This is a genomic window from Curtobacterium sp. L6-1 (assembly GCF_018885305.1).
Classification (GTDB): Bacteria; Actinomycetota; Actinomycetes; order Actinomycetales; family Microbacteriaceae; genus Curtobacterium; species Curtobacterium aetherium.
This window is the reverse complement of sequence record NZ_CP076544.1, coordinates 3,154,492-3,175,929: the sequence shown is the minus strand read 5'-3', so window position 1 is coordinate 3,175,929 and position 21,438 is coordinate 3,154,492. Positions and strand designations below refer to the sequence as shown.

21 protein-coding genes are annotated in these 21,438 nt (G+C 73.7%); 7 read left to right on the top strand and 14 right to left on the bottom strand.

The window, feature by feature from the left end; all coding sequences use genetic code 11:
* The first annotated feature begins 20 nt into the window (after positions 1–20).
* A complete protein-coding gene (locus tag KM842_RS14750; protein ID WP_216259517.1) occupies positions 21–1,223 on the top strand; it encodes a class I SAM-dependent methyltransferase in 1,203 nt (400 codons plus the stop codon).
* A gap of 96 nt (positions 1,224–1,319) precedes the next feature.
* On the opposite strand, the gene KM842_RS14745 is transcribed toward KM842_RS14750, so the two are convergent.
* The 4 genes from KM842_RS14745 to tsaB form a co-directional block, all read right to left on the bottom strand.
* Positions 1,320–2,276 carry a DUF4190 domain-containing protein gene (locus tag KM842_RS14745; RefSeq protein ID WP_216259515.1) on the bottom strand — a complete coding sequence of 319 codons (957 nt, stop codon included), beginning with the start codon at positions 2,274–2,276 and terminating at the stop codon, positions 1,320–1,322.
* 298 nt (positions 2,277–2,574) lie between these two features.
* Entirely contained in the window at positions 2,575–3,630 is a 1,056-nt protein-coding gene (gene tsaD, locus KM842_RS14740; protein ID WP_216259513.1) for a tRNA (adenosine(37)-N6)-threonylcarbamoyltransferase complex transferase subunit TsaD, read from the bottom strand.
* Positions 3,617–4,189, bottom strand: coding sequence for a ribosomal protein S18-alanine N-acetyltransferase (gene rimI / locus KM842_RS14735; RefSeq protein WP_253206151.1), 573 nt, complete (start codon positions 4,187–4,189; stop codon positions 3,617–3,619). Before rimI ends, tsaD begins: the two co-directional genes overlap by 14 nt.
* Positions 4,186–4,806: a tRNA (adenosine(37)-N6)-threonylcarbamoyltransferase complex dimerization subunit type 1 TsaB gene (gene tsaB / locus KM842_RS14730; RefSeq protein ID WP_216259510.1), complete on the bottom strand. Its 621-nt coding sequence runs from the start codon at positions 4,804–4,806 to the stop codon at positions 4,186–4,188. The genes rimI and tsaB overlap by 4 nt, the downstream gene beginning before the upstream one ends.
* 109 nt (positions 4,807–4,915) lie before the next feature.
* On the opposite strand from tsaB, the gene KM842_RS14725 reads away from it, so the two are divergent.
* Entirely contained in the window at positions 4,916–5,461 is a 546-nt protein-coding gene (locus tag KM842_RS14725; protein WP_216259508.1) for an RNA polymerase sigma factor, read from the top strand.
* Positions 5,454–6,509, top strand: coding sequence for a CU044_5270 family protein (locus tag KM842_RS14720; RefSeq protein WP_216259507.1), 1,056 nt, complete (start codon positions 5,454–5,456; stop codon positions 6,507–6,509). Before KM842_RS14725 ends, KM842_RS14720 begins: the two co-directional genes overlap by 8 nt.
* A 30-nt stretch (positions 6,510–6,539) precedes the next feature.
* Here the strand turns inward: KM842_RS14720 and KM842_RS14715 are convergent, their stop codons facing one another.
* Together KM842_RS14715 and KM842_RS14710 are read right to left on the bottom strand one after the other, a co-directional pair.
* Positions 6,540–9,158 carry a polynucleotide kinase-phosphatase gene (locus KM842_RS14715; protein WP_216259506.1) on the bottom strand — a complete coding sequence of 873 codons (2,619 nt, stop codon included), beginning with the start codon at positions 9,156–9,158 and terminating at the stop codon, positions 6,540–6,542.
* Positions 9,155–10,663 carry a 3' terminal RNA ribose 2'-O-methyltransferase Hen1 gene (locus tag KM842_RS14710; protein WP_216259505.1) on the bottom strand — a complete coding sequence of 503 codons (1,509 nt, stop codon included), beginning with the start codon at positions 10,661–10,663 and terminating at the stop codon, positions 9,155–9,157. Before KM842_RS14710 ends, KM842_RS14715 begins: the two co-directional genes overlap by 4 nt.
* 162 nt (positions 10,664–10,825) lie before the next feature.
* Between KM842_RS14710 and KM842_RS14705 the strand changes: the two genes are divergently transcribed.
* Together KM842_RS14705 and KM842_RS14700 are read left to right on the top strand one after the other, a co-directional pair.
* A complete protein-coding gene (locus tag KM842_RS14705; protein WP_216259504.1) occupies positions 10,826–11,434 on the top strand; it encodes a hypothetical protein in 609 nt (202 codons plus the stop codon).
* A 198-nt stretch (positions 11,435–11,632) separates the two neighbouring features.
* Positions 11,633–11,797 carry a hypothetical protein gene (locus KM842_RS14700; RefSeq protein ID WP_216259503.1) on the top strand — a complete coding sequence of 55 codons (165 nt, stop codon included), beginning with the start codon at positions 11,633–11,635 and terminating at the stop codon, positions 11,795–11,797.
* 354 nt (positions 11,798–12,151) lie between these two features.
* On the opposite strand, the gene tsaE is transcribed toward KM842_RS14700, so the two are convergent.
* From tsaE to glmS, 5 genes are read right to left on the bottom strand one after another with little or no spacing between them, the layout of a single operon-like run.
* Positions 12,152–12,646 carry a tRNA (adenosine(37)-N6)-threonylcarbamoyltransferase complex ATPase subunit type 1 TsaE gene (gene tsaE / locus KM842_RS14695; RefSeq protein ID WP_216259502.1) on the bottom strand — a complete coding sequence of 165 codons (495 nt, stop codon included), beginning with the start codon at positions 12,644–12,646 and terminating at the stop codon, positions 12,152–12,154.
* Positions 12,643–13,806, bottom strand: a complete 1,164-nt coding sequence (gene alr / locus KM842_RS14690; protein ID WP_216259501.1) for an alanine racemase — start codon at positions 13,804–13,806, stop codon at positions 12,643–12,645. Before alr (KM842_RS14690) ends, tsaE begins: the two co-directional genes overlap by 4 nt.
* The gene (gene alr, locus KM842_RS14685; protein ID WP_216259500.1) at positions 13,803–14,906 is read right to left on the bottom strand and encodes an alanine racemase; all 1,104 of its coding nucleotides are present in this window, start codon (positions 14,904–14,906) and stop codon (positions 13,803–13,805) included. Before alr (KM842_RS14685) ends, alr (KM842_RS14690) begins: the two co-directional genes overlap by 4 nt.
* Positions 14,903–15,283 (bottom strand): holo-ACP synthase, encoded by a 381-nt coding sequence (locus KM842_RS14680; protein ID WP_216259499.1) that lies wholly within the window; start codon positions 15,281–15,283, stop codon positions 14,903–14,905. The genes alr (KM842_RS14685) and KM842_RS14680 overlap by 4 nt, the downstream gene beginning before the upstream one ends.
* Before the next feature lie 6 nt (positions 15,284–15,289).
* A complete protein-coding gene (gene glmS, locus KM842_RS14675; RefSeq protein WP_216259498.1) occupies positions 15,290–17,137 on the bottom strand; it encodes a glutamine--fructose-6-phosphate transaminase (isomerizing) in 1,848 nt (615 codons plus the stop codon).
* 104 nt (positions 17,138–17,241) lie between these two features.
* Here glmS and KM842_RS14670 point away from each other — a divergent pair, with 104 nt between their 5' ends.
* Positions 17,242–17,736 carry a glutathione peroxidase gene (locus tag KM842_RS14670; RefSeq protein ID WP_216259497.1) on the top strand — a complete coding sequence of 165 codons (495 nt, stop codon included), beginning with the start codon at positions 17,242–17,244 and terminating at the stop codon, positions 17,734–17,736.
* A 97-nt stretch (positions 17,737–17,833) separates the two neighbouring features.
* A complete protein-coding gene (gene coaA, locus KM842_RS14665) occupies positions 17,834–18,778 on the top strand; it encodes a type I pantothenate kinase (protein ID WP_216259496.1) in 945 nt (314 codons plus the stop codon).
* Positions 18,779–18,967: 189 nt separating this feature from the next.
* Here coaA and glmM read toward each other — a convergent pair whose 3' ends face one another.
* Genes glmM through rplM form a run of 3 tightly spaced genes read right to left on the bottom strand, consistent with a single transcriptional unit; the run spans position 18,968 to position 21,334 of the window.
* Positions 18,968–20,341: a phosphoglucosamine mutase gene (gene glmM, locus KM842_RS14660; RefSeq protein ID WP_216259495.1), complete on the bottom strand. Its 1,374-nt coding sequence runs from the start codon at positions 20,339–20,341 to the stop codon at positions 18,968–18,970.
* Positions 20,342–20,363: 22 nt separating this feature from the next.
* Positions 20,364–20,849 carry a 30S ribosomal protein S9 gene (gene rpsI, locus KM842_RS14655; protein ID WP_216259494.1) on the bottom strand — a complete coding sequence of 162 codons (486 nt, stop codon included), beginning with the start codon at positions 20,847–20,849 and terminating at the stop codon, positions 20,364–20,366.
* A 38-nt stretch (positions 20,850–20,887) separates the two neighbouring features.
* Entirely contained in the window at positions 20,888–21,334 is a 447-nt protein-coding gene (gene rplM / locus KM842_RS14650) for a 50S ribosomal protein L13 (RefSeq protein ID WP_110824221.1), read from the bottom strand.
* Positions 21,335–21,438 lie beyond the last annotated feature (104 nt).

Sequence of the window (21,438 nt, the reverse complement as noted above, 5' to 3'; positions counted from 1 at the left end):
ACACCTGGGAGGATCGGGGCATGGACGCCGCCGAACTGACCCAGCTGCTGACCCCGGCGGGGATGGACCTGCTCGACCGTACGCCCTCGGTCTCGGACGGCGGCGAGATCGTCCGGGTCGTGTCGCGACTGCGGGCGGAGGGGCACGACCCGGCGCTCGTCGCGGCGGTCCTCACCCAGGCGAAGCTCCGGCAGAAGGCCCGCGGCAAGTTCGGCGACTTCGCCGCGCGGATGCTGTTCACCGAGGCCGGCCTCGAGCAGGCCACCCGCCTCCAGGTCGCCGCGCAGCACGCCGGACGCTTCGCTGCCGCCGGGCTGCACCGGGTGGCGGACCTCGGCTGCGGGATCGGCGGGGACGCCCTCGCGATGGCCGCGCTCGACCTGGACGTGACCGCCGTCGACCGGGACGAGGTGACGGCCGCGGTCGCGACGCACAACCTCGCACCCTGGCCGAACGCGCGGGTCGAACTCGGGGACGCCGCGACCTACGACGTGTCGACCGTCGACGGCGTGTGGATGGACCCCGCCCGCCGGACGAGCGGGCACTCCGACACCCGCCGCCTCGCCGACCCCGACGACTGGTCGCCCTCGCTGGACACCGTCTTCGCCGCCGCGACGACCACGCCGACCGGGGTGAAGCTCGGCCCGGGCATCGACCGCGACCTCATCCCGGACACCGCGGAGGCGCAGTGGACCTCGGTCGACCGCGAGGTCGTCGAACTCGCCCTCTGGTTCGGGCCGCTCGCCCGCCCCGGCATCTGCCGCGCCGCGACCGTCATCGGGCCGCACGGCATCGCCGAGCTGACGGGTGCCGCCGACGCCGAGGACGTCGAGGTCGGGCCGCTCGGCGCCTACCTCTACGAGCCCGACGGCGCCGTGATCCGCGCGCGGCTGATCGGCGACCTGGCCCGCTCGCTCGACGGGCACATGCTCTCCGAGGGCATCGCCTACGTGACGAGCGACCAGGCGGTCCTGACCCCCTTCGCGCAGGGGTTCCGGGTCGTCGACACCATGCCGCTCGACGTCAAGCGCCTGGCCGCCCGCCTGGCCGCGGACGACATCGGCACCGTCGAGATCAAGAAGCGGGGCGTCGACGTCGACCCCGCGGAGTTCCGCAAGCGCCTGCGTCTCCGGGGCCGTGGTCGCGTCACGCTCGTGCTCACCCGCCTGGAGGGTCGCCACACCGCCGTCCTGTGCGAACGGCTCACCGACGTGGCCGGCTGAGCGGTCCCGCTCCGTCCTCCGGACTCGATGCGGCGGGTCGCCGGTCGCGGGTCACAGCCGTGAGGACCTGGCGCGGCGCGCACGGTGTGGCGCCGGTCAGGCGATGAAGGCGCCCGCGCCGTCGGAGCCGTCCCAGCCGCCCGGCGGTGTCTGCACCGACGCGATGCCGAGGGCGATGAACCCGATCACGGCGATGACGTAGAGCGCCGTCATCGCCCATCCGCAGATGATCCCGGCGAGCGCGAGCCCGCGACCCTGCTCGCCGGTGTGCCGGATCCTGCCGAGGGCGATGTGCCCCATGATGGCTCCGGCCGGGCTCGTGAGGATGATCAGCGGCCAGACCACCACTCCGCCGAGGGCGAAGACGAGCGACAGGATCGCGAGCGTGCTCGTCGTGCGGGGCCGTCCGGAGGAGTACGGGCTGCTCGCGGCGTACGGGTTGCTCGCGGCGTACGGGTTGGCCGACTGGCCGTACTGGCCCGCTGCGCCGTACTGGCCCGCTCCGCCGTACTGGCCGGAGCCGGCGTACTGGCCCGCTCCGCCGTACTGGCCCGACTTGCCGTACTGGCCCGTCTGCGGGTGCTGCCCCGCCTGGCCGTACTGGCCCGCTCCACCGTACTGGCCCGCTCCCCCGTACTGGCCGGCTCCGCCGTACTGGCCGGCCTGGGGGTACTGGCCCGCCTGGCCGTACTGGCCCGCCTGGCCGTTTTGGCCCGCTCCGCCGTACTGGCCGGCCTGGGGGTACTGCCCCGACTGCCCGGACTGCGGCGGCTGCCCGTACCGCGCCTGGTCCGCGCCGGACGACGAGGGCCCGGCCCACGGCGCACCGGACGCCGAGGAGCCCGACGCCGCACCGTACGAGGACGACGCGGCCGACCCGCTGCGGTCGCCCGCGGGGTCGGTGACGCCCTGCGCCGCCGAACCCTGTCCGGAGCTCGCGAAGGGGTCACGCGCCACGGGTGACCGCCCGTCCTGCGACGGCTGACCCGACGCGTGGTCCGATGCTTGGTCCGACGCTTCGTCGTGCGTCGATCGGTCGTTCTGGTCGGACACGGTGCACCCCTCCCGGCGGCCGGTCGGTCGCCGGCCCCGATCTTCCCACACGGGTCCCACCCTCGTTCAGGAGTCGGGGTGCACCGGACCCAGGACGATGACCCGCGTGGCGGGACCCTGCGGGACGGCCCGTCCCCGGACAGCCGCCCCGCACAGCGCCCCCGCTCAGCGGGCAGCGCCCCCGCCCCGCACAGCGCCCCCGCTCAGCGGGCAGCGCCCCCGCTCAGCAGGCAGCACCCCCGCTCAGCGGGCCGTGCCCCCGCTCAGCGGGCCGTGCCGCCAACAGACGGACCGGTGGTCAGACCTGGACGGTCGTCACCGGCAGGGTCGAGTCGGCGGCGATGCCGAGGTCGCTCGGTGCGTGCCCCTCGGCCACGAGCCGCGCGCCCACGGCCGCGATCATCGCGCCGTTGTCCGTGCACAGGTCGAACGGCGGGATCCGCAGCGCCACCCCGGCAGCGGCGCAGCGCTCCTCGGCGACCTGGCGGAGCCGGGCGTTCGCCACGACCCCGCCGCCGAGCAACAGCCGGTCGACACCGGTGTCGCGGCAGGCTGCGAGGGCCTTGGTCAGCAGGACGTCGACCACGGCCTCGCGGAAGCTCGCGGCGACGTCGGCGACGGGGACGTCGCGACCGTCGTCACGGCAGCGCTCGACCCAGCGCGCGACGGCGGTCTTCAGCCCGGAGAACGAGAAGTCGTACCGGTGTGCGGCCATGTCCTTCGGCAGGGTCAGTCCGCGGGGGAACCGGATCGCTGTGGGATCGCCGTCCGCCGCTGCCCGGTCGATCTGCGGGCCGCCCGGGTACGGCAGACCCAGCAGGCGCGCGACCTTGTCGAACGCCTCTCCCGCGGCGTCGTCGATGGTCTCGCCGAGGAGTTCGACGTCGCCGACCAGGTCGCGCACGAGCAGCAGCGACGTGTGCCCGCCGGACACCAGCAACGCCACCGTCGGCAGGTCGATCTCCGAGCCGTCTGACCGCAGCACGTCCGCGCCGACGTGGCCGACCAGGTGGTTCACGCCGTACAGGGGTTTGCCCGTGGCGACGGCGAGCGCCTTCGCGGCCCCGACACCGACCATGAGGGCGCCCGCGAGCCCGGGACCGGCGGTCACGGCGACGGCGTCGAGCTCGTCGAGCGTGACGCCGGCCTGCTCGAGGGCCTGCTCGAGCGTCGGGGTCATCGCCTCGAGGTGCGCGCGCGCGGCGACCTCGGGCACGACGCCGCCGTAGCGGGCGTGCTCGTCCATGCTCGAGGCGATGACGTTCGCGAGCAGGGTGGTCCCCCGCACGATGCCGACGCCGGTCTCGTCGCACGAGGTCTCGATGCCGAGCACCAGTGGTTCAACCGCGGTCATCGAGGATCTCCTGTCCGATCGGTCCGACACCGCTCGGGCGGTCCCCGGTCCCGGCCCCGGCCACGTCGGGCTGCGCCGGCAGTTCCGCCCGCATCACCCACGCGTCGACGCCGTCGGGCTGGTAGTACCGCGGCCGGGTGGCGATGTGCTCGAAGCCGAACGCGGTGTACATCGTCTGCGCCACGGGGTTGTCGGCACGGACCTCGAGGAACACCTCGTGCACGTCGCGGCGTCGTGCCTCGTCGAGCAGCTCGGTGAACAGCACCCGGCCGAGGCCCTTGCCCCGCTGGTTCGCGGCGACCGCGATCGTCTGCACGTCCGCCACCGGGTTGCCCGGCAGCGACGACAGCCCGGCGTACCCGACGACCGTCGGCGCCGAGCCCTCGTCGGTCGTCTCGACCACGACGTAGTACCCGTGCGGGGAGTGCAGTTCGCCGGACATCTGCGAGGCCGACCAGGCGTCCGTCGGGAACGAGACGTGCTCGAGCCACATGACGTCGTCGAGGTCCTGCGGGTGCGCCCGCCGCAGGCGCAGCCCGTCCGGCAGCACGGCGGTCACCGCGCCACCCGCTTCGGCGCCCCGGGCACGGTCACGTCCGGCTCGCGCAGGTAGACGGGGGTGTCGGCGGCCAGGGGCGCGCCGGAGGCGAGCCGGTCCGCGACGAGCACCCCGAGCCTCCCGGCCGGGATGGTGGCGGCCGTCACGCGGCGCCAGTCGACGGTGTCCGCACGGGAGGCCCGCAGCGCGTCGTCCAGGTCCGCCGGCCTGGCCAGACCGGGACCGGCGACGCGGACGCCGTCGGCGTCGTAGGCGCTCCAGGCGACCTCGCGACGGCGGGCGTCGGTGAGGACGACGAGGCGGCCGTCCTGTCCGGCGGCGACCGCGTCGTGGCTGACGACGGGGAGGACGGGGACGCCGCGGGCGGCGGCGAACGTCCGCGCGGCGGCGATGCCGACTCGCAGGCCGGTGAACGGACCGGGGCCCATGCCGGCGGCCACGCCGGTGACGTCGGCGGGGGTGATCCCGGCGTCGCGGAGGACCTCGTCGAGGAAGGGGCCGACGACCTCGGCGTGCCGGCGCGTGTCGTCGGTCTCGCGGACGGCGAGGACCTGACGCGTCGTCGGGTCGACGACGGCGACGGAGGTCCCGGCGGAGGTGTCGATCGCGAGCAGCACCCGTCCATCGTAGGTGCGGGCGAGCGCCTCGATCCGCGGCGCCCGGTCGCGGTGGGACCCGGACCGGACGAAGATGGAACTCCCGCACCAGGATCGGGCAACACCTATCGTGCCCAGCAACCACCCACCACCAGACGCCGCCGCCGCGCTCGGTCGACAGTTCGACCTGCACGCCCGCCGCATCCTGCTGTACCTCGCCCGCCGGACCGACCTGCAGACCGCCGAGGACATCCTCGGCGAGACGTTCGTGACGGCCCTCGTCCGCTGGCCGTCGTTCGACCTGTCCCGGCAGGAACCGCTGCCGTGGCTGTTCGGCATCGCCACGAACCTGCTCCGTCGGCACTGGCGCTCGGAACGGCGGGCCGTCCGGGCGATGTCCCGCACCGCCGTCCCCGACCTGTTCGAGGACGAGCCGGGCGACCGCCTCGACGTCGAGCGTGCCGTCCAGGTGGTCGTCCGCGAGCTCGACCGGATGCGGCCCGCCGTCCGGGACACCGTCCTGCTGCACGCCTGGGCCGAGCTGACCTACGACCAGATCGCGGAGGCGACCGGCGTGCCCGTCGGTACCGTCCGCTCACGACTCAACCGCGCCCGCACGGCCCTCCGCGCCGTCCCCGGTGCCACCGACCCCCTGAACGGACCACTCCATGTCTGACGACGACCTCTCCGCCCTCCGCCGGCTGCGCAGCGACGAGGACCTCCCACCCGAGGTGGTCGACGCCTCGCTCGACCGTGCACGCCTCCGGTTCGAGACGGCGGTCAGGACGACGGGAGGCGCGCGTCGGGGCCGGCCGGCGCCTCCCGTCCGGACCCGGCGACGGCTCCGACCGGCCCTGGTCGCCGGTGCCGCCGTCGTCGCAGCTGGTGCGCTCGTCGCCTCCGGCGTCGGGATCATCCACTGGTCGTCCCCCGAGCCCGCCGCGGCCGCCACCCTCCACGAAGCCGCACGTGCCGCGGTCGCCGAACGGGCGCCGGTCGGGGCGTACACGCGGGTCATCGAGACGGAGCGGGCGCTCGCGTACGTCACCTCGGACGGCGAGCACTACGACGGGGGCTACCTCGCACCGACGACGAGCACCACCTGGGTGCCCGCCGACGTCTCCGGCACCTGGGTCCGTGCGACCTGGTCGGGACCGGCGACCACGTTCTACGGCGGCCCGGCCGTGCGGAAGGCGGCGGCCGAGGACTACGCGACCGCGGCGCACCGGGACGACCCCCAGTGGGAGCGTGGCCAGGGCGGCGACTTCACGGTCGGCGAACTCGGGGGGAAGCAGGAGGGCCGCATCGGTCCGACGGACATCGCGGGGCTCCCCCGGGATCCGGCTGCACTCGTCCGACGGATCGAGGCCGCGCCCCGGTCGGTGGGTGCGTCGGACGCGGAGCACGTCTTCGACACGATCAAGGAACTGCTGCGGACCGGGCTCGTCCCCGCCGACCTCCGGGCGGGGATGTACGAGGCGCTGGCGACCCTGCCGGGCATCGTCGTCACCGAGGAGCAGGCCTCGCTCGACGGACGCGTGGGAACGGCCGTCGGACTCCCGGCGGGCACTGGGTCCGACCGGCAGGAGGTCATCGTCGACCGCACGGACGGCGCCTACCTCGGCGAGCGGACCGTCCAGGTGCGGCCGATGGGCAGCATCCCGACCGGTGCCGTCATCGACTCGGTCGCCGTCCGGGTGGCCCCGGCGGACGACCAGCCCTGACCAGGCGGCGGTCCCGCGGACGTGGCGCCGTCACAACCGCGGGTCCACCGCCTCCGACTCCATCGCCAGCACGCCGAACACCGCCTGGTGCACCCGCCACAGGGGCTCCCGCTCGACGAAGCGCGCGAGCGATTCCAGCCCGAGGGCGTACTCGCGCAGCGCCATCGACCGCTTGTGCCCGAGGTCCCGGTCCTTGAGACGGGCCAGGTTCGGGGCCTCCGTGTACTCGGGGCCGTAGATGATCCGCAGGTACTCCCGCCCGCGGACCTTCACGCCCGGCTGGAGGAGCCCCTTCGGTCCGCGGGTCAGGTTCGCCTCGGGCTTCACGACGGCACCCTCACCGCCGGCGCCGGTCGATTCCTGCCACCAGTCGACCCCGGCCGCGCAGGACGCCTCGTCGCGCACGTCCACGACCACCGAGCGCGTGGCCCGGACGACGCCCGGCGCCGCGTCGGCGAGCCGGTCGGCGATGCCGAGGTGCCACCCGTGCGGCCGGTCCTCGAACGTCCGACCCTCGGCGGCGAGCACCTGGAACGGCGCGAACCGCACGTCGTCGATGCCCGTCGACGGCGCCGCGTACCGGCGGTAGGAGGCGGTGTAGGCCGCAGCGTCGGCCGCCCGGCGCTCCGTCCGTGCCAGCAGGTCGGCGACGTCCACGCCCGCGTCCCGCGCCGCGGCGAGCGCCGTCAGCGCGGCCGGGAACGCCCCGGCCGCAGCGGCGCCGACCTCGGCGTACCAGTCGCGGATCATGCCCTCGGCCTTCACCGCCCAGGGCAGCACCTCGCCGTCGAGCAGCACCCAGTCCGAGTCGAGCTCGGCCCAGAGCCCGGCAGCGTCGAGGGCACCGTCGAGACGGGACAGGAACGTCGCCGTGTCGGCCTGGTCGAGGAATGACCGACCGGTCCGTGTGGTCACGACGCCCCGCCAGCCGGCCGGCGCGTCGAACCGTGCCGGGTCGCGGGTGAGCAGCACCGTGGCCCGCGAGCCCATGTGCTTCTCCTCCGCGCGGACCTGGTCGACGCCCTGGCCCCGGTAGTACGCGAACGCCTCGTCCGGGTGCTCCAGGTGGTCGGGTCGCCCCGAGGTCGCGACGGGACTCATCGTCGGCGGCAGGTACGGCAGCCAGCGCGGGTCGACCGCGAACCGGCTCACCACCTCGAGCGCACCGGCCGCGTTCTCGGCGCGGATGCCGATCCGGCCGTGGTGGCGGGTCTCCACGATCTGCTTGCCCGTGACGTCCTCGATCGCGAGCAGGCCGGGGACGCGACGGGGCGTGGCGGGCGCGGCCACGGGTCTCCCGGCCGGACGGGAGGCTCCCCCCACGTCCGGCGCGTCGGCTCCGGACGCGGACGCGGCCGCACCGCGCAGCGGTTCGAGCGGCTTGGCGGCCTGGTAGTGGGCGCGCTCGGCGGCCACTTGGACGACCTCGCGCTCGGGGTACCGGAGCGCGGAGAGCTTCCCGCCGAACACGCACCCGGTGTCGAGGCACATCGTGCCGTTGATCCACTCCGTGTCGACGGTCGGGGTGTGCCCGTACAGGACCGTGGCCGTCCCGCGGTAGGCGTCCGCCCACGGCAGCCGGACCGGCAGGCCGTACTCGTCGCTCTCGCCGGTCGTGTCGCCGTACAGGGCGAACGACCGCACCCGTCCGGACGCCCGGCCGTGGTACTGCTCCTTGAGCCCGGCGTGCGCGACGACGAGCTGCCCGCCGTCGAGCACGAGGTGGCCGACGAGGGCGCGGCAGAAGTCGCGGACCTCGTCGCGGAACGCGTCCGGTTCGGCGGCGAGCTGCGCCAGGGTCTCGGCCAGGCCGTGCGAGGTCTGCACCTTCCGGCCGTCCAGGGCACGGACGAGCTTGTCCTCGTGGTTGCCGGGGACGGCGAGGGCGTGGCCGTTGCGCACCATGCCCATCACGAGGCGCAGGACACCGGGGCTGTCGGGGCCGCGGTCGACGAGGTCGCCGAGGAACACCGCGCGGCGACCCTCTGGGTGGAGGGCGTCCACCGGGCGGCCGAGGTCGTCGCGCACGAGGGTCCACCCGAGGCGGCCGAGGAGGGACTCGAGCTCGGACCGGCAGCCGTGCACGTCACCGATGACGTCGAAGGGGCCGTGTTGGTCGGTCCGGTCGTTGAGCAGGGGCTCGCGGACGATCTCCGCGGCGGCGACCTCGTCCTCGCCGTGCAGGACGTGCACGCGGCGGAACCCCTCCTTCCCGAGGGCCTTGAGACCACGGCGGAGCTGCCCCTGCTGGCGGCGGATGACGTCCGCGCCGAACACGCGGTCGGTGCGGGTGGCGTTGCGGGCGATGCAGACCGCCTCCGGGAGGTCGAGGACGATCGCGACGGGGAGGACGTCGTGGTCGCGGGCGAGCTGCACGAAGTCCCGCCGGGCCTCGGGTTGCACGTTCGTGGCGTCGACGACGGTGAGCAGCCCGGCGCGGAGGCGCTGCGCGGCGACGTGCTTCAGGGCGTCGAAGGCGGCGGCGGTCGCGGACTGGTCGTTCTCGTCGTTCGACACGAGGCCGCGGAAGACGTCGCTCGAGAGGGTCTCGTAGCGGCCGAAGTGCCGGGCGGCGAAGGTGGACTTGCCGGAGCCGCTCGTCCCGACGAGCAGCACGAGGGACATCGTGGGGATCGGCAGGGCGGTCATGCGGTGCCTCCGGTGCTGGTCGTCGCGGTCGGGGTCGTGGTCGTGGTCGTGGTCGCGGTCGCGGTCGTACGGCGGAACAGGGCGAGCTGCGTGGGTGGTCCGACCGCGGGGTCGTCGTCGCCGACCGGCCGGAACTCGACCGTGTAGCCGTGCCGGTCGCCCACCGCCGTGGCCCACGTCCGGAACTCCGCGCGCGTCCACTCGAACCGGTGGTCCGGGTGCCGGAACCGCCCTGTGGCGAGGTGCTCGAACCGGACGTTGTGCTCGGCGTTCGGGGTCGTGACGATGACCGCACCCGGCCGTGCCGCCCCGAACACGGACGCCTCGAGGGCCGGCAGCCGGTCCGGGTCGACGTGCTCGACGACCTCCATGAGGACGACCGCGTCCAGCCCGGCGATCCGGTCGTCGGAGTACGTCACCGAGGACTGCAGCAGTCGCACGCGGGCGCGCTGCTCGTCGCTGACGTCGTCGAGCCGCAACCGCCGCTCGGCCCGGGCCAGTTCCCGGGGCGCCACGTCGGTGCCGATCACCGTCGTGAACGACCGGTCGGCGAACAGGTGGCGCAGCAGGGCGCCCTCGCCGCAGCCGACGTCCGCCACGGTGTGGGCCCGCACGTCGGCGAGCGCCGTGAGCACCGCCTCTGCGCGCCGGCGGTAGAGCGGCGTCTCGACGGGGACGTCGTCCGACGTGGACACCTCGTCGGCGGCGCCGTCGTCGTCGACACCGGCGCCCGCGGGGACGGCGCCGGTGGCGCTGCCGTCGTCGAGCCCGAGGAGGCGCGTGGTGGCGTCGTCGACGAGCGCGCGCTGGTGTGCGAGGGACCGGCTGGTGATCAGTCCGCGGAGCGGGTGCGCGGCGAGCCACCCCTCGCCGCGGCGGAGGAGGGTGCCCACCTCGTCGTCACCGACCCAGTAGTGCTTGGCGTCGTCGAGGACCGGCAGCAGGACGGTCAGCTGCCGCAGGGCGTCCGACAGCCGCACCCGTCCGCGGAGGCGGAGTCCCACGGTGCCGGCGTCGCCCCACTCCGGGCGGGTGGGGTCGAGCGGGGCCCGCGCTTCGTCGACGTCCCAGCCGAGGGGCGCGAACAAGCGGGTGGCCATCCCGGTGCCGTGCGCGTCGACCTCGCTCGGCACGCTCGTGAGCGCGATCTCCAGGTCGAGCGGTGCGGCGGCACGCTCGGGGCGGGAGGCGCTGTGCCCGCCCATCGCGCTGCGGAACACCTGCGCGATGGCGAGCGCGAGCATCGAGGTGGCGGCGTACGGGCGGTCGTTGACGTAGCGGGAGAGGGCCTGTGCGTCGGCGCCGTACCGCTTGCTCCGGGCGAGTGCGATCGGGTCGACCTCGAGCAGGAGCGCCGCGGTGCACACGTCGGCGGTGTCGGCGGGGTAGAACACGTGCGCGGTCCCGACGCTGAGGTCGAACGCCTGCGCACGGCCCGGGTGCTTGTGCAGCAGGTGGGACAGGTCCGGCGCGGCCTCGCCACGCGTGGTGATGGTCACGAGCATGCGCGGCCTCCGATCGTCGTCGTCCGGCGCAGGGGCCGGCCGGCGGTCCGAGGCCGGAGAGCGAGCCTAGTACGGCGGGACCGCGCCCAGGGAAGCTGAGCAGGATGACGGTCGGCCGTCGCATCCCCACGCCGACGGTCCACCCCGGACTGGAGGCCCCCGATGGTCGTGTACGACACCCGCCCGACCCGACGAGCACGGCAGGTGCTCGGCGACGTCCTGGTCGTCGTCGGCTGCGTCCTCGCGGTGCTCGTCGGCCGCGACGTCGCGGGCTCGATCGCACGGCTCGCGTCGATCGGCACCCGCGTGCAGGACGAGGGCTCGGCGTTCCAGCAGCAGCTGGCCGCCACGGCCCGGGCGCTCGCGGGCATCCCGCTCGCCGGCGACGCCGTCAGCGCACCGCTCCGTCGGGCGAGCGAGCACGCCGGTGCGATCGCGGACGCCGGCGCCCAGCAGCACGACACGGCCGTGCACGTGGCGCAGCTGGTCGGTGGCGGCCTGACGGTCGTGGTCGTCGCGCTCCTCGTCCTGGTCTGGCTCCGGACCCGGGGTCGGTTCGTCCGTACCGCCACCGCGACGAGCCGCGTCGACCGCTCCCCGGACGGTGAGGAGCTGCTGGCGCTCCGGGCGCTGGTCGGGCGGGACACCGCGACCGCGCTCGGGCCGGGTGTGGTCGACCGGTGGCGCGACCGGGACCCGGCGACGGTGTCCGCCCTGGCCGACCTCGAACGCCGGAGCTGCGGGCTGCCGGCGCGGGCTGCCCGGCGCTGACCTCCGTCCGACGCTGACCCCGTCCGGCGCTGACTCTGCCCGGCGCTGACCCCCGTCCGGCGCTGACCCCCGTCCGGACCCTTGCCCGCTCCGACACCCGGCGCTACCGTCGGAGCCACCGACGGAGGAGTCGCCCGTGTCCACCGGTCCCCTGACCCGCACCTCCGTCCCGCTCGGCCACCTCGGCGGAGCGGCCTCGTGACGGCGCTGCTCGCGGCGGCGTCCTGCGTCTCGCCCGCCGTCCCCTGCGACGACGGCGGTGGCGGCCCCCTGGACACGACGGCGGTGGTCGTCCTCGTCACGGTGGTCGTGGCCGTCGTGCTGCTGTTCGGTGTGCTGCTCATGGGTCGCCGCCGCCGCTGACCCCGCCCGGCCGCCCCGGCCCCGTCGGCGTCCGGCCCGAGGTCGAGGGCGCCTGTCCCGAGTTCGGGTCACGCGGCAGGCGCCCTCGCGCTACGACGCCGTCGGGTGCGACGCACGATCACGACGAGGCCAGCCCGGTAACAGGGGGACGGGCATCCGCGGCTAGGGACGCGGTGTAGCGCGGGCGACGCTACGGGGTCGGGTCCCGATACCCAAGCGTTCCGAGACCACGGGACCCACTCCGCGGGAACCGGACGGGAGGCCCGCCCAGCGGAGGCGGCGTCGGTCCGGTGATCCGCGCCTCCCGTCGGGAGCGGACCGGAGCGGACCGGCGCGGCGGACCGCTGCGCCGGATCAGAGCGTGGCGCCGTCCCAGCGCGGGCCGCTGCCCGTGACGACCACCCGGCGCGGTTCGTCCGGCACGTCGTCCGGGTCGTCGTCCCCGCCCGACGGGTCACCACCGGTCGGACGCGTGATCTCCACGTCGAGGACGCTGTCGCCCACACCGTCGACCATGCCCCGTCCCCACTCGACGACGACGATCGACCCGTCCCAGTCGAGGTCCAGGTCGTCGAGCTCGACCGGGTCGGACAGCCGGTAGGCGTCGACGTGCACCAGGTCCGGGCCGCTGGTCGTCGGGTGCGTCCGGGCGAGCACGAAGGTCGGGCTCGACACCTGCCCACGCGCACCCAGCGCGGTGCCGAGGCCCCGGGTCATGGTGGTCTTGCCCGCGCCGAGCGGCCCCGTCAGCACGACGAGGTCCCCGGCACGGAGCACCCGGGCCAGCCGTGCGCCGAGTGCGCCCATCTCCTCGGTCGTGCCGACGACGGTGTCGAGCAGGACGGTCATGCCCGTTCCCCGCGCAGGTACGCGCCGACGCGGCCCTCGCCGGAGTGTCCCTCGTACGTCCGCTGGACCCGCCCGCCGATCCGGCAGACGATCTCCTCGCCGATCGTGTCGAGCGCACGGCCCCACTCGAGCACCGACTGCTCGCCGTCCTCGCCGGGGCCGAACAGCGTCACGGGGTCGCCGACCCGGACGTCGTCGTCGCCGACGTCGACCAGGAACTGGTCCATCGCCACGCGGCCCGCGATCGGGTACCGCGTGCCGTTGATCGTCACCTCGACCCGGCCCTGCGCCGCCCGGGGCACACCGTCCGCGTACCCGACCGGCACGAGCGCCAGGGTCGTCTCGGCGTCCGTGCGGTACGTGTAGTCGTACGAGACGCCCGTGCCGACCGGCACGCGCTTCGTCTTCGCGACCGAGGCCGTCAGGGTCATCACCTGGGTCAGCCCGAGGTCGGCGGCGGACACCCCGTCCGCGCCCGGGATGCCGAACAGGTTCGCCCCCATCCGGACCATGTCCTTGCGGAACTCCTTGCGCTCGAGGCCGGCGAGCGACGCGGCGACGTGCTCCCACCGGATGTCGAGCCCGAGGTCCTCGGCCTGCTCGACCATCGCGTCGAAGTGCGCGACCGCGGCGGCGTCGTCGGCGTCGGAGGACTCGGCGAGGTGTGTGTAGGCGGCGACGACCTCGATGCGGCCCGCGCGCTGGGCGTCACGGGCTGCCTCGACGAGCGCCGGCCACTCCCCGACGGTCGCGCCGTCCCGGTGCAGGCCGCTGTCGACGCCCAGGTGCACGCGTGCGGGGCGGTGGTCGACGGCGTCCACGACGCGCTGCAGCTCGGCGACGTTCGACACCCCGAGGTCGACGGCGGAGTCGATCGCGTCGCGGAAGTCCAGGCCGGGGTCGTGCTGCCACGTGAAGAGCCGCACGTCCTCGCCCACGCCGATCGACCGGAGCCGCAGGGCCGCGGGGACCGTCAGCACACCGATCCACCGGATGCCCGCGTCGACCGCGGTCAGGGCGATGGCGTCGAGGCCGTGCCCGTACGCGTCGGCCTTCATGATCGCCATGAGCTCGACGGGCTCCATCCAGGAGCGGACCAGGTCGAGGTTGGCGCGGTAGGCGTCGAGATCGACGACCGCCCGGCGCAGCGGTGCACTCACGTCGTCCTCCGTTCCACGCTGCGGCCGACCCGGGCGACCACCTCGTAGTTGATGGTGCCGATCGCGTCGGCCCACTCCTCCACCGCCGGGTCGCCGTTCGCCGGGTCGCCCCAGAGCACGACCTCGTCCCCGACCGCGACGTCCGCGTCACCGATGTCGACGTGCATCGCGTTCATCGCCACGCGCCCGACGACCGGGAAGCGTCGATCGCCGATCCGCACCGAGACGTGGTTGCCGTACGCCCGGTCGAAGCCGTCCGCGTACCCGAGCCCGATCACCGCGAGCCGCGTGTCCTGCTCGGCACGCCAGGTGTAGCCGTACGAGACGCCGTCGCCCGCCGGCACCGCGATCGTCCGGAGCACGGCGGCCGTGACCCGCATCGCCGGACGGAGCCCGAGGTCGGCCGAGGTGCGGTCCGGGAACGGGCTCAGCCCGTACAGCGCCAGGCCCACGCGGGCGAGGTCGCGGCGGGTCTCCGGCAGCGCCAGGCTGCCCGCGCTCGCGGCGAGGTGCACCACGTCGGGCCGGATGCCGACGGCGGCGAGCCCGTCGAGCGCCCGCTGCAGGGCGGCGTCCTGGTCGAGGTCGTCGGACCGCGAGGCGTTCGACAGGTGCGACATCACGCCCTCGATCCGGGTGCGGTCGCCACCACGGGTCAGCGCCGCCGCGGTCGCGAACAACTCCGGCCACTCCGACTCGACCGCGCCGTTGCGGCTCAGGCCGGTGTCGACGACGAGGTGCACCGCGGGGACGTCGGCGTCGGCCGCGGTCGAGAGCTGCTCGACGCTCGAGACCGCGGGGGTGATGCCGTACTGCGCGGCCCGGCGGAAGTCCTCGTCGGGGCTGTGCAGCCAAGCGAGGATCCGGACGCCCTCGTCGATGCCGGCCTGCCGGAGCGCGACCGCCTCGTCGAGGTCGGCGACGCCCAGCCAGTCCGCGCCGGCGTCCGCCAGGGCCCGGGCGACCTCGACGGCGCCGTGGCCGTACCCGTCGGCCTTCACCACCGCGACGACACCGGACGGGGCCACCTGCTCGGCGACCGTCGCGTAGTTGGCGATGAGCGCCTCCCGGTCGACGGTCACCCCCGTGAACGCACTCACTCCGTGTCCCCTGTCCCTTCCAGCACGACGAACGCCGTCGCGATCCCACCATCATGCGAGAGCGACAGGTGCACGCTCGTCACGCCACGCTCGTCGGCGACCCGTCGCGCACCCTCGTGGAGGGTGAGCGACGGGTTCCGCTGGTCGTCGGCGACGACCTCGAGGTCCCGCCAGCGCAGTCCGGCGCTCGACCCGAAGGCCTTGACGAGCGCCTCCTTCGCCGCGAACCGGGCCGCGAGCGACGCGACCGGGCGGGGTGCACCGTCCCGCAGCTGCTCGGCGTCGGTGAACAGCCGCGCCCGCATCGCGGGCGTCCGCTCGAGCACCCGCTCGAACCGTCCCAGGTCGACGACGTCGACCCCGATGCCGATGATCACGTCCGACTACTCGACGGTGACCGACTTCGCGAGGTTGCGCGGCTGGTCGACGTCGAGACCCTTGGCTGCTGCGAGCTCCATCCCGAACATGTGCAGCGGCGCCACGGCGAGCAGCGGCTCGAACAGCGGCGTCGCGAGCGGGATCCGCAGGACCTCGTCGGCGAAGGGCAGCACCGCGGCGTCGCCCTCCTCGGCGATGGCGATGACCCGGGCACCGCGGGCGCGGATCTCCTGGATGTTCGACACGACCTTCGGGTGCAGCGAGCGGGCGTCACGCGGGCTCGGCACGATGACGAAGACGATCTGGCCGGGCTCGATGAGCGCGATCGGACCGTGCTTGAGCTCACCGGCGGCGAAGCCCTCGGCGTGGATGTACGCGAGCTCCTTGAGCTTGAGCGCACCCTCGAGCGCGATCGGGTACCCGACGTGGCGGCCGAGGAACAGCACGCTGCGGGTGTCCGCCATCCACTTCGCCAGCTCGGCGACCCCGGAGGCGTCCTCGATCGTCTGCTGGAGCTTCTCGGGCAGGCCCTCGAGCTCGGCGACCTGGGCGGCGATCTGCTCGGCCGTCAGCGTGCCGCGGAGCGTTGCGAGGTGCAGCCCGAGCAGGTACAGGGCGACGCCCTGCGCCAGGAAGGCCTTCGTCGACGCCACGGCGACCTCGGGGCCGGCGTGCGTGTAGATGACCGCGTCGGACTCGCGCGGGATCGTCGCGCCCTGGGTGTTGCAGATCGAGAGCACCTGGGCGCCCTGCTCGCGGGCGTACTTCACGGCCATGAGCGTGTCCATGGTCTCGCCCGACTGGCTGATCGAGACGACCAGGGTGCGGTCGTCGAGCACCGGGTCGCGGTAGCGGAACTCGTGGGCGAGCTCGACCTCGACGGGGACCCGGGCCCACTGCTCGATCGCGTACTTGCCGAGCATGCCGGCGTAGGCCGCGGTGCCGCAGGCGATGACGATGACGCGGTCGACCTGCTGCAGGCGCTCGGCGATCGGGTCGAGGTCGGACAGCGTGATCGCGCCCTCGTGCACGCGGCCGAGGATCGTCTTCGCGACGGCCTCGGGCTCCTCGCTGATCTCCTTCGCCATGAACGAGGACCAGCCGCCCTTGTCGGCGGCGGAGGCGTCCCAGTTGACCTCGAACTCGCTCGGTTCGGCCGGGGTGCCGTCGAAGTGGATGACGTCCACGCCGTCGGGGCGGATCGTCGCGATCTCGTCCTGCCCGATGGCCAGGGCCCGCTGCGTGTGGGCGACGAACGCGGCGACGTCCGAGCCCATGAAGTTCTCGCCGTCGCCGAGCCCGACCACGAGGGGCGAGTTGCGACGAGCACCGACGACGACGCCCGGCTGGTCGGCGTGCACGACGAGGAGCGTGAAGGCGCCCTCGAGTCGGGCCACCGTGCGGCGCATCGCCTCGGTCAGGTCGTGGGTGTCGCGGAACTCGCGCGCGACGAGGTGCGCGGCGACCTCGGAGTCGGTCTCGCTGTCGAACGTGACGCCCTCGGCCAGGAGCTCGTCCTTCAGCGGGGCGAAGTTCTCGATGATGCCGTTGTGGATGAGGGCGAGCTTGCCGCCGTCGGCCAGGTGCGGGTGCGCGTTCTCGTCCGTGGGTCCGCCGTGGGTGGCCCAGCGGGTGTGACCGATGCCGGTGCCGCCGTCCGCGATGGGGTTGGCGTCCAGCTCGTCCACGAGCATCTGGAGCTTGCCGGCCTTCTTGGCCGAGGTCAGGTCTCCCGCGGGGTCGACGACGGCGATGCCGGCCGAGTCGTAGCCGCGGTACTCGAGGCGGCGGAGCCCCCCGAGGAGGACGTCCGTGCTGCTGTTGCTGCCGACGTAACCGACGATTCCACACATGGGTCCGATCCTACGGGAGCGCGGGCACGCCCCCCTGTGCGGGCGTCGCGGGGACATCGGCGACGGTCGGGTGACCTGCGGCGACGAGGGCTACCGTCACGCACATGGGACGCTTCGACGACATCGAGATCACCACCATCACCGGCGAGACCACCACCTTCGGCGACTTCGGCGACAAGGCGGTGCTCGTGGTGAACGTCGCCTCGCGCTGCGGCCTCGCCACGCAGTACGAGCAGCTCGAGGAACTGCAGCGCACGTACGGGCCCCGGGGCTTCACGGTCCTCGGCTTCCCGAGCAACCAGTTCCTGCAGGAGCTCGGCTCGTCCGAGGCGATCGAGGAGTACTGCTCCACCACCTGGGGCGTCAGCTTCCCGATGTCCGAGAAGGTCAAGGTGAACGGCCGCTCCGCGCACCCGCTGTACCGCGAGCTCACGCAGGCGCCCGACGCCTCGGGCAAGGCCGGACGGGTCATCTGGAACTTCGAGAAGTTCCTCGTCGCCCCGGACGGCTCGGTCACGCGCTTCCGGCCGACGACGAAGCCGGACGCCCCCGAGGTCGTCGCCGCCATCGAGGCCGCGCTGCCCGCCGCGTCGGCCTGACCGTCGCGTCGCGTCGCGTCGCCGGACGGGAGGCCCACCCCACGTCGGCGACGTCGCGAACGGTGTGCGCGCCTCCCGGCTGGGTACGCTCGATCCCATGCCGATCCCGGAGCCGACCGTCGCGCACCCCACCCCCTTCGTGGAGATCCAGCGGGACGAGTGGTCGCAGCTCGCACCCAAGGAGCACCTGTCCCTCACCGAGACCGAGGTCGTGCAGCTGCGCGGCCTGGGGGACCGGCTGGACCTGACCGAGGTGCAGGACGTCTACCTGCCCCTGTCCCGCCTGCTGACGCTGTACGCGGCCGGTGCGCGGGACCTGCACGCGGAGACGAGCCGCTTCCTCGGCGAACGCGCCGGCCGGACCCCGTTCGTGATCGGCGTCGCCGGGTCCGTGGCCGTCGGCAAGAGCACGGTCGCCCGACTGCTGCGCGAGCTGACGAAGCGCTGGCCGGACACCCCGCGGGTCGAGCTCGTGACGACGGACGGGTTCCTCCACCCGAACGCCGAACTCGAGCGCCGCGGGATCATGGACCGCAAGGGCTTCCCGGAGTCCTACGACCGCCGCTCCCTGCTGCGCTTCGTCAGCCAGGTGAAGAGCGGTGCGACCGAGGTCCGGGCGCCGTACTACTCGCACCTGGTCTACGACATCGTGCCGGACGCCGAGGTCGTGGTCCGGCAGCCGGACATCCTCATCGTCGAGGGGCTGAACGTGCTCGCGCCGCCGGTGCACGGACGGCTCGCCCTGTCGGACCTGTTCGACTTCACGATCTACGTCGACGCGAAGACGAAGGACATCGAGTCCTGGTACGTCGACCGGTTCCTGGCCCTGCAGGAGGAGGCGTTCTCCAGCCCGGACTCGTTCTTCCACCGCTTCGCCGACCTGTCCCGCGAGGACGCCGTCCGCACCGCGACCGAGGTCTGGAAGGCGATCAACGAGCCGAACCTCGTCGAGAACGTGCTGCCGACCCGGGCGCGGGCGACCCTCGTGCTGAAGAAGGCCGCGGACCACAAGGTGACGAGCGTCCTGCTCCGCAAGATCTGACCGGGCCCGGGCGGGCGCCCGCGCCGTCGTACCGTCGTACCGTCGTACCGTCGTGCCATCGCGCTGTCGCGCTGTCGTACGACGAGAGCCCGTCCGGACCACGCTTGTGCGCGGTCCGGACGGGCTCTCGTCGTGTGGTGGCGGCCGGAGCCGCAGCAGCGTCGGCGGGAGCCACCGCAGCGGTGGTGCCTACGCGGCCTCGAGCGTCAGCCGGTCGCGGACGACGTCGGCCAGCTCCTCGGCGACGCGCTGCGCGTCCTCGAGGCTCGCGGCCTCGACCATCACGCGGACGACGGGCTCGGTGCCCGACGGACGCAGCAGCACCCGCCCCGAGTCGCCGAGCGCCTCGGTCGCCGCGGCGATCGCGTCCTGCACGCCCCTGTCGTCCAGCCCGTGCCGGTCGACCCCCCGGACGTTGAGGAGCACCTGCGGGAACACCGTCATGCACGCGGCGAGCTCGCCGAGGGACTTGCCCGTGCGCGCCATCTCGGCCACCAGGTGGAGGCCCGTCAGGACCCCGTCGCCGGTCGTCGCGTAGTCGTTGAAGATGATGTGGCCGGACTGCTCGCCACCGAGCGAGAACCCGCCCTCGGTCATCTTCTCGAGGACGTAGCGGTCACCCACACCGGTCTCGAGGACCGTGATGCCGGCGTCGGCCATGGCGCGCTTGAGTCCGAGGTTCGACATCACCGTGGCGACGAGGGTGTCGTCGACCAGACGGCCGCGCTCCTTGAGCGACAGCGCGAGGATCGCCATGATCTGGTCGCCGTCCACGGCGTTGCCCGCGGCGTCGACGGCCAGGCAGCGGTCGGCGTCGCCGTCGTGTGCGATGCCGACGTCGGCACCGGCCTCGAGGACGGCCCGGGCCAGGTTGTCGATGTGGGTCGACCCGACACCGTCGTTGATGTTGGTGCCGTCCGGGTCGGCGCCGATGAGCGTGACCTTCGCCCCGGCGTTCACGAACACCTCGGGCGAGACACCCGAGGCCGCCCCGTTGGCGCAGTCGAGCACGACGTGGATGCCGTCGAGCCGGTGCGGCAGCGTGCCGAGCAGGTGCACGACGTAGCGGTCCTCGGCGTCGGCGAAGCGCGTGATGCGCCCGACGTCGGCACCGGTGGGGGTCGGCGCGGACTGGTCGTGCATGGCCGCTTCGATGCGGTCCTCGACCTCGTCCGGCAGCTTCCGGCCGCCGGCTGCGAAGAACTTGATCCCGTTGTCCGGGGCGGGGTTGTGCGAGGCGGAGATCATGACACCGAAGTCGGCGTCGATGTCCGCGACGAGGTAGGCCGCAGCGGGGGTGGGGATGACCCCGGCGTCGAGCACGTCGACGCCGGCGGAGGCGAGACCGGCTGCCACGGCAGCGCCCAGGAACTCGCCGGAGACGCGCGGGTCGCGCGCGAGCACGGCCCGAGGGCGCGTGCGACCGGACGCTCGACGAGCGTCCGCGTGGTGTCCGTGCGTGAGCACGGCCGCGCTGGCCTGGGCAAGACCCAGGGCCAGCGCGGCCGTCAACTCGCCGTTGGCGAGGCCACGAACGCCGTCGGTACCGAACAGACGCGGCATGCGATCTCCCGCCGTCAGGCGATCAGCGCTTCGAGAACTGCGACGCCTTGCGGGCCTTCTTGAGACCGGCCTTCTTGCGCTCGATGACGCGGGCGTCACGGGTGAGGAAGCCGGCCTTCTTGAGGGTCGCGCGGTTGTTCTCGCGGTCGATCTCGTTCAGGGTGCGGGCGATGGCGAGACGCAGCGCGCCGGCCTGACCCGAGGGGCCGCCACCCGTGATGCGGGCGGTGACGTCGTACGAGCCGAGCAGCTCGAGCACCTTGAACGGGTCGTTGATGAGCTGCTGGTGCAGCTTGTTCGGGAAGTAGTCCTCGAGCGAGCGGCCGTTCACGACGAACGTGCCGGAGCCCGGGACGAGACGCACGCGGGCGATGGCCTCCTTGCGGCGACCGACGGCACCGCCCGAGACGTTGAGGATCTGACGGGGAGCCGCCTCCGACGCGACGGGCGCGCTCTCGGTGGTGAAGGTCTCCGGGGTCTGGTCGATGGAGTCAGCGATCTGAGCCATGAGTGTTTTCTCGTTCCTGGAAGTCGTCGTGGCCGCTGTTACTGCGAGACCTGGTCGAAGGTGTACGGCTTGGGCTGCTGCGCCGCGTGGGGGTGCTCAGCGCCTGCGTAGACCTTGAGCTTCTTGAGCTGCTCGCGACCGAGGGTGTTCTTCGGCAGCATGCCGCGGATCGCCTTCTCGACGGCGCGAGTCGGGTGCTTCTCGAGCATCTCCGGGTAGGTGGTGGCCGTGAGGCCGCCCGGGTAACCGGAGTGGCGGTAGTACACCTTCTTGGCGAGCTTCGACCCGGTCAGGGCGACCTTGTCGGCGTTCACGATGATGACGTAGTCACCCATGTCCATGTGCTGGGCGAAGGTGGCCTTGTGCTTGCCGCGGAGGAGGGCGGCGACGTGCGAAGCGAGGCGGCCGAGCACGACGTCGGTCGCGTCGATGACGATCCAGTCGTGCTGGACGTCTGCCGGCTTCGGGGAGAACGTACGAGTCACAGGAGTGCTGCTTTCGTGTCGAGGTGAGGAGTCCGTGAATCCCGCTCCGGTGGGCGTTCCCGCGGGCAGATGCCCGGCGAACGACCCGGTGGAGGGCCCATCTG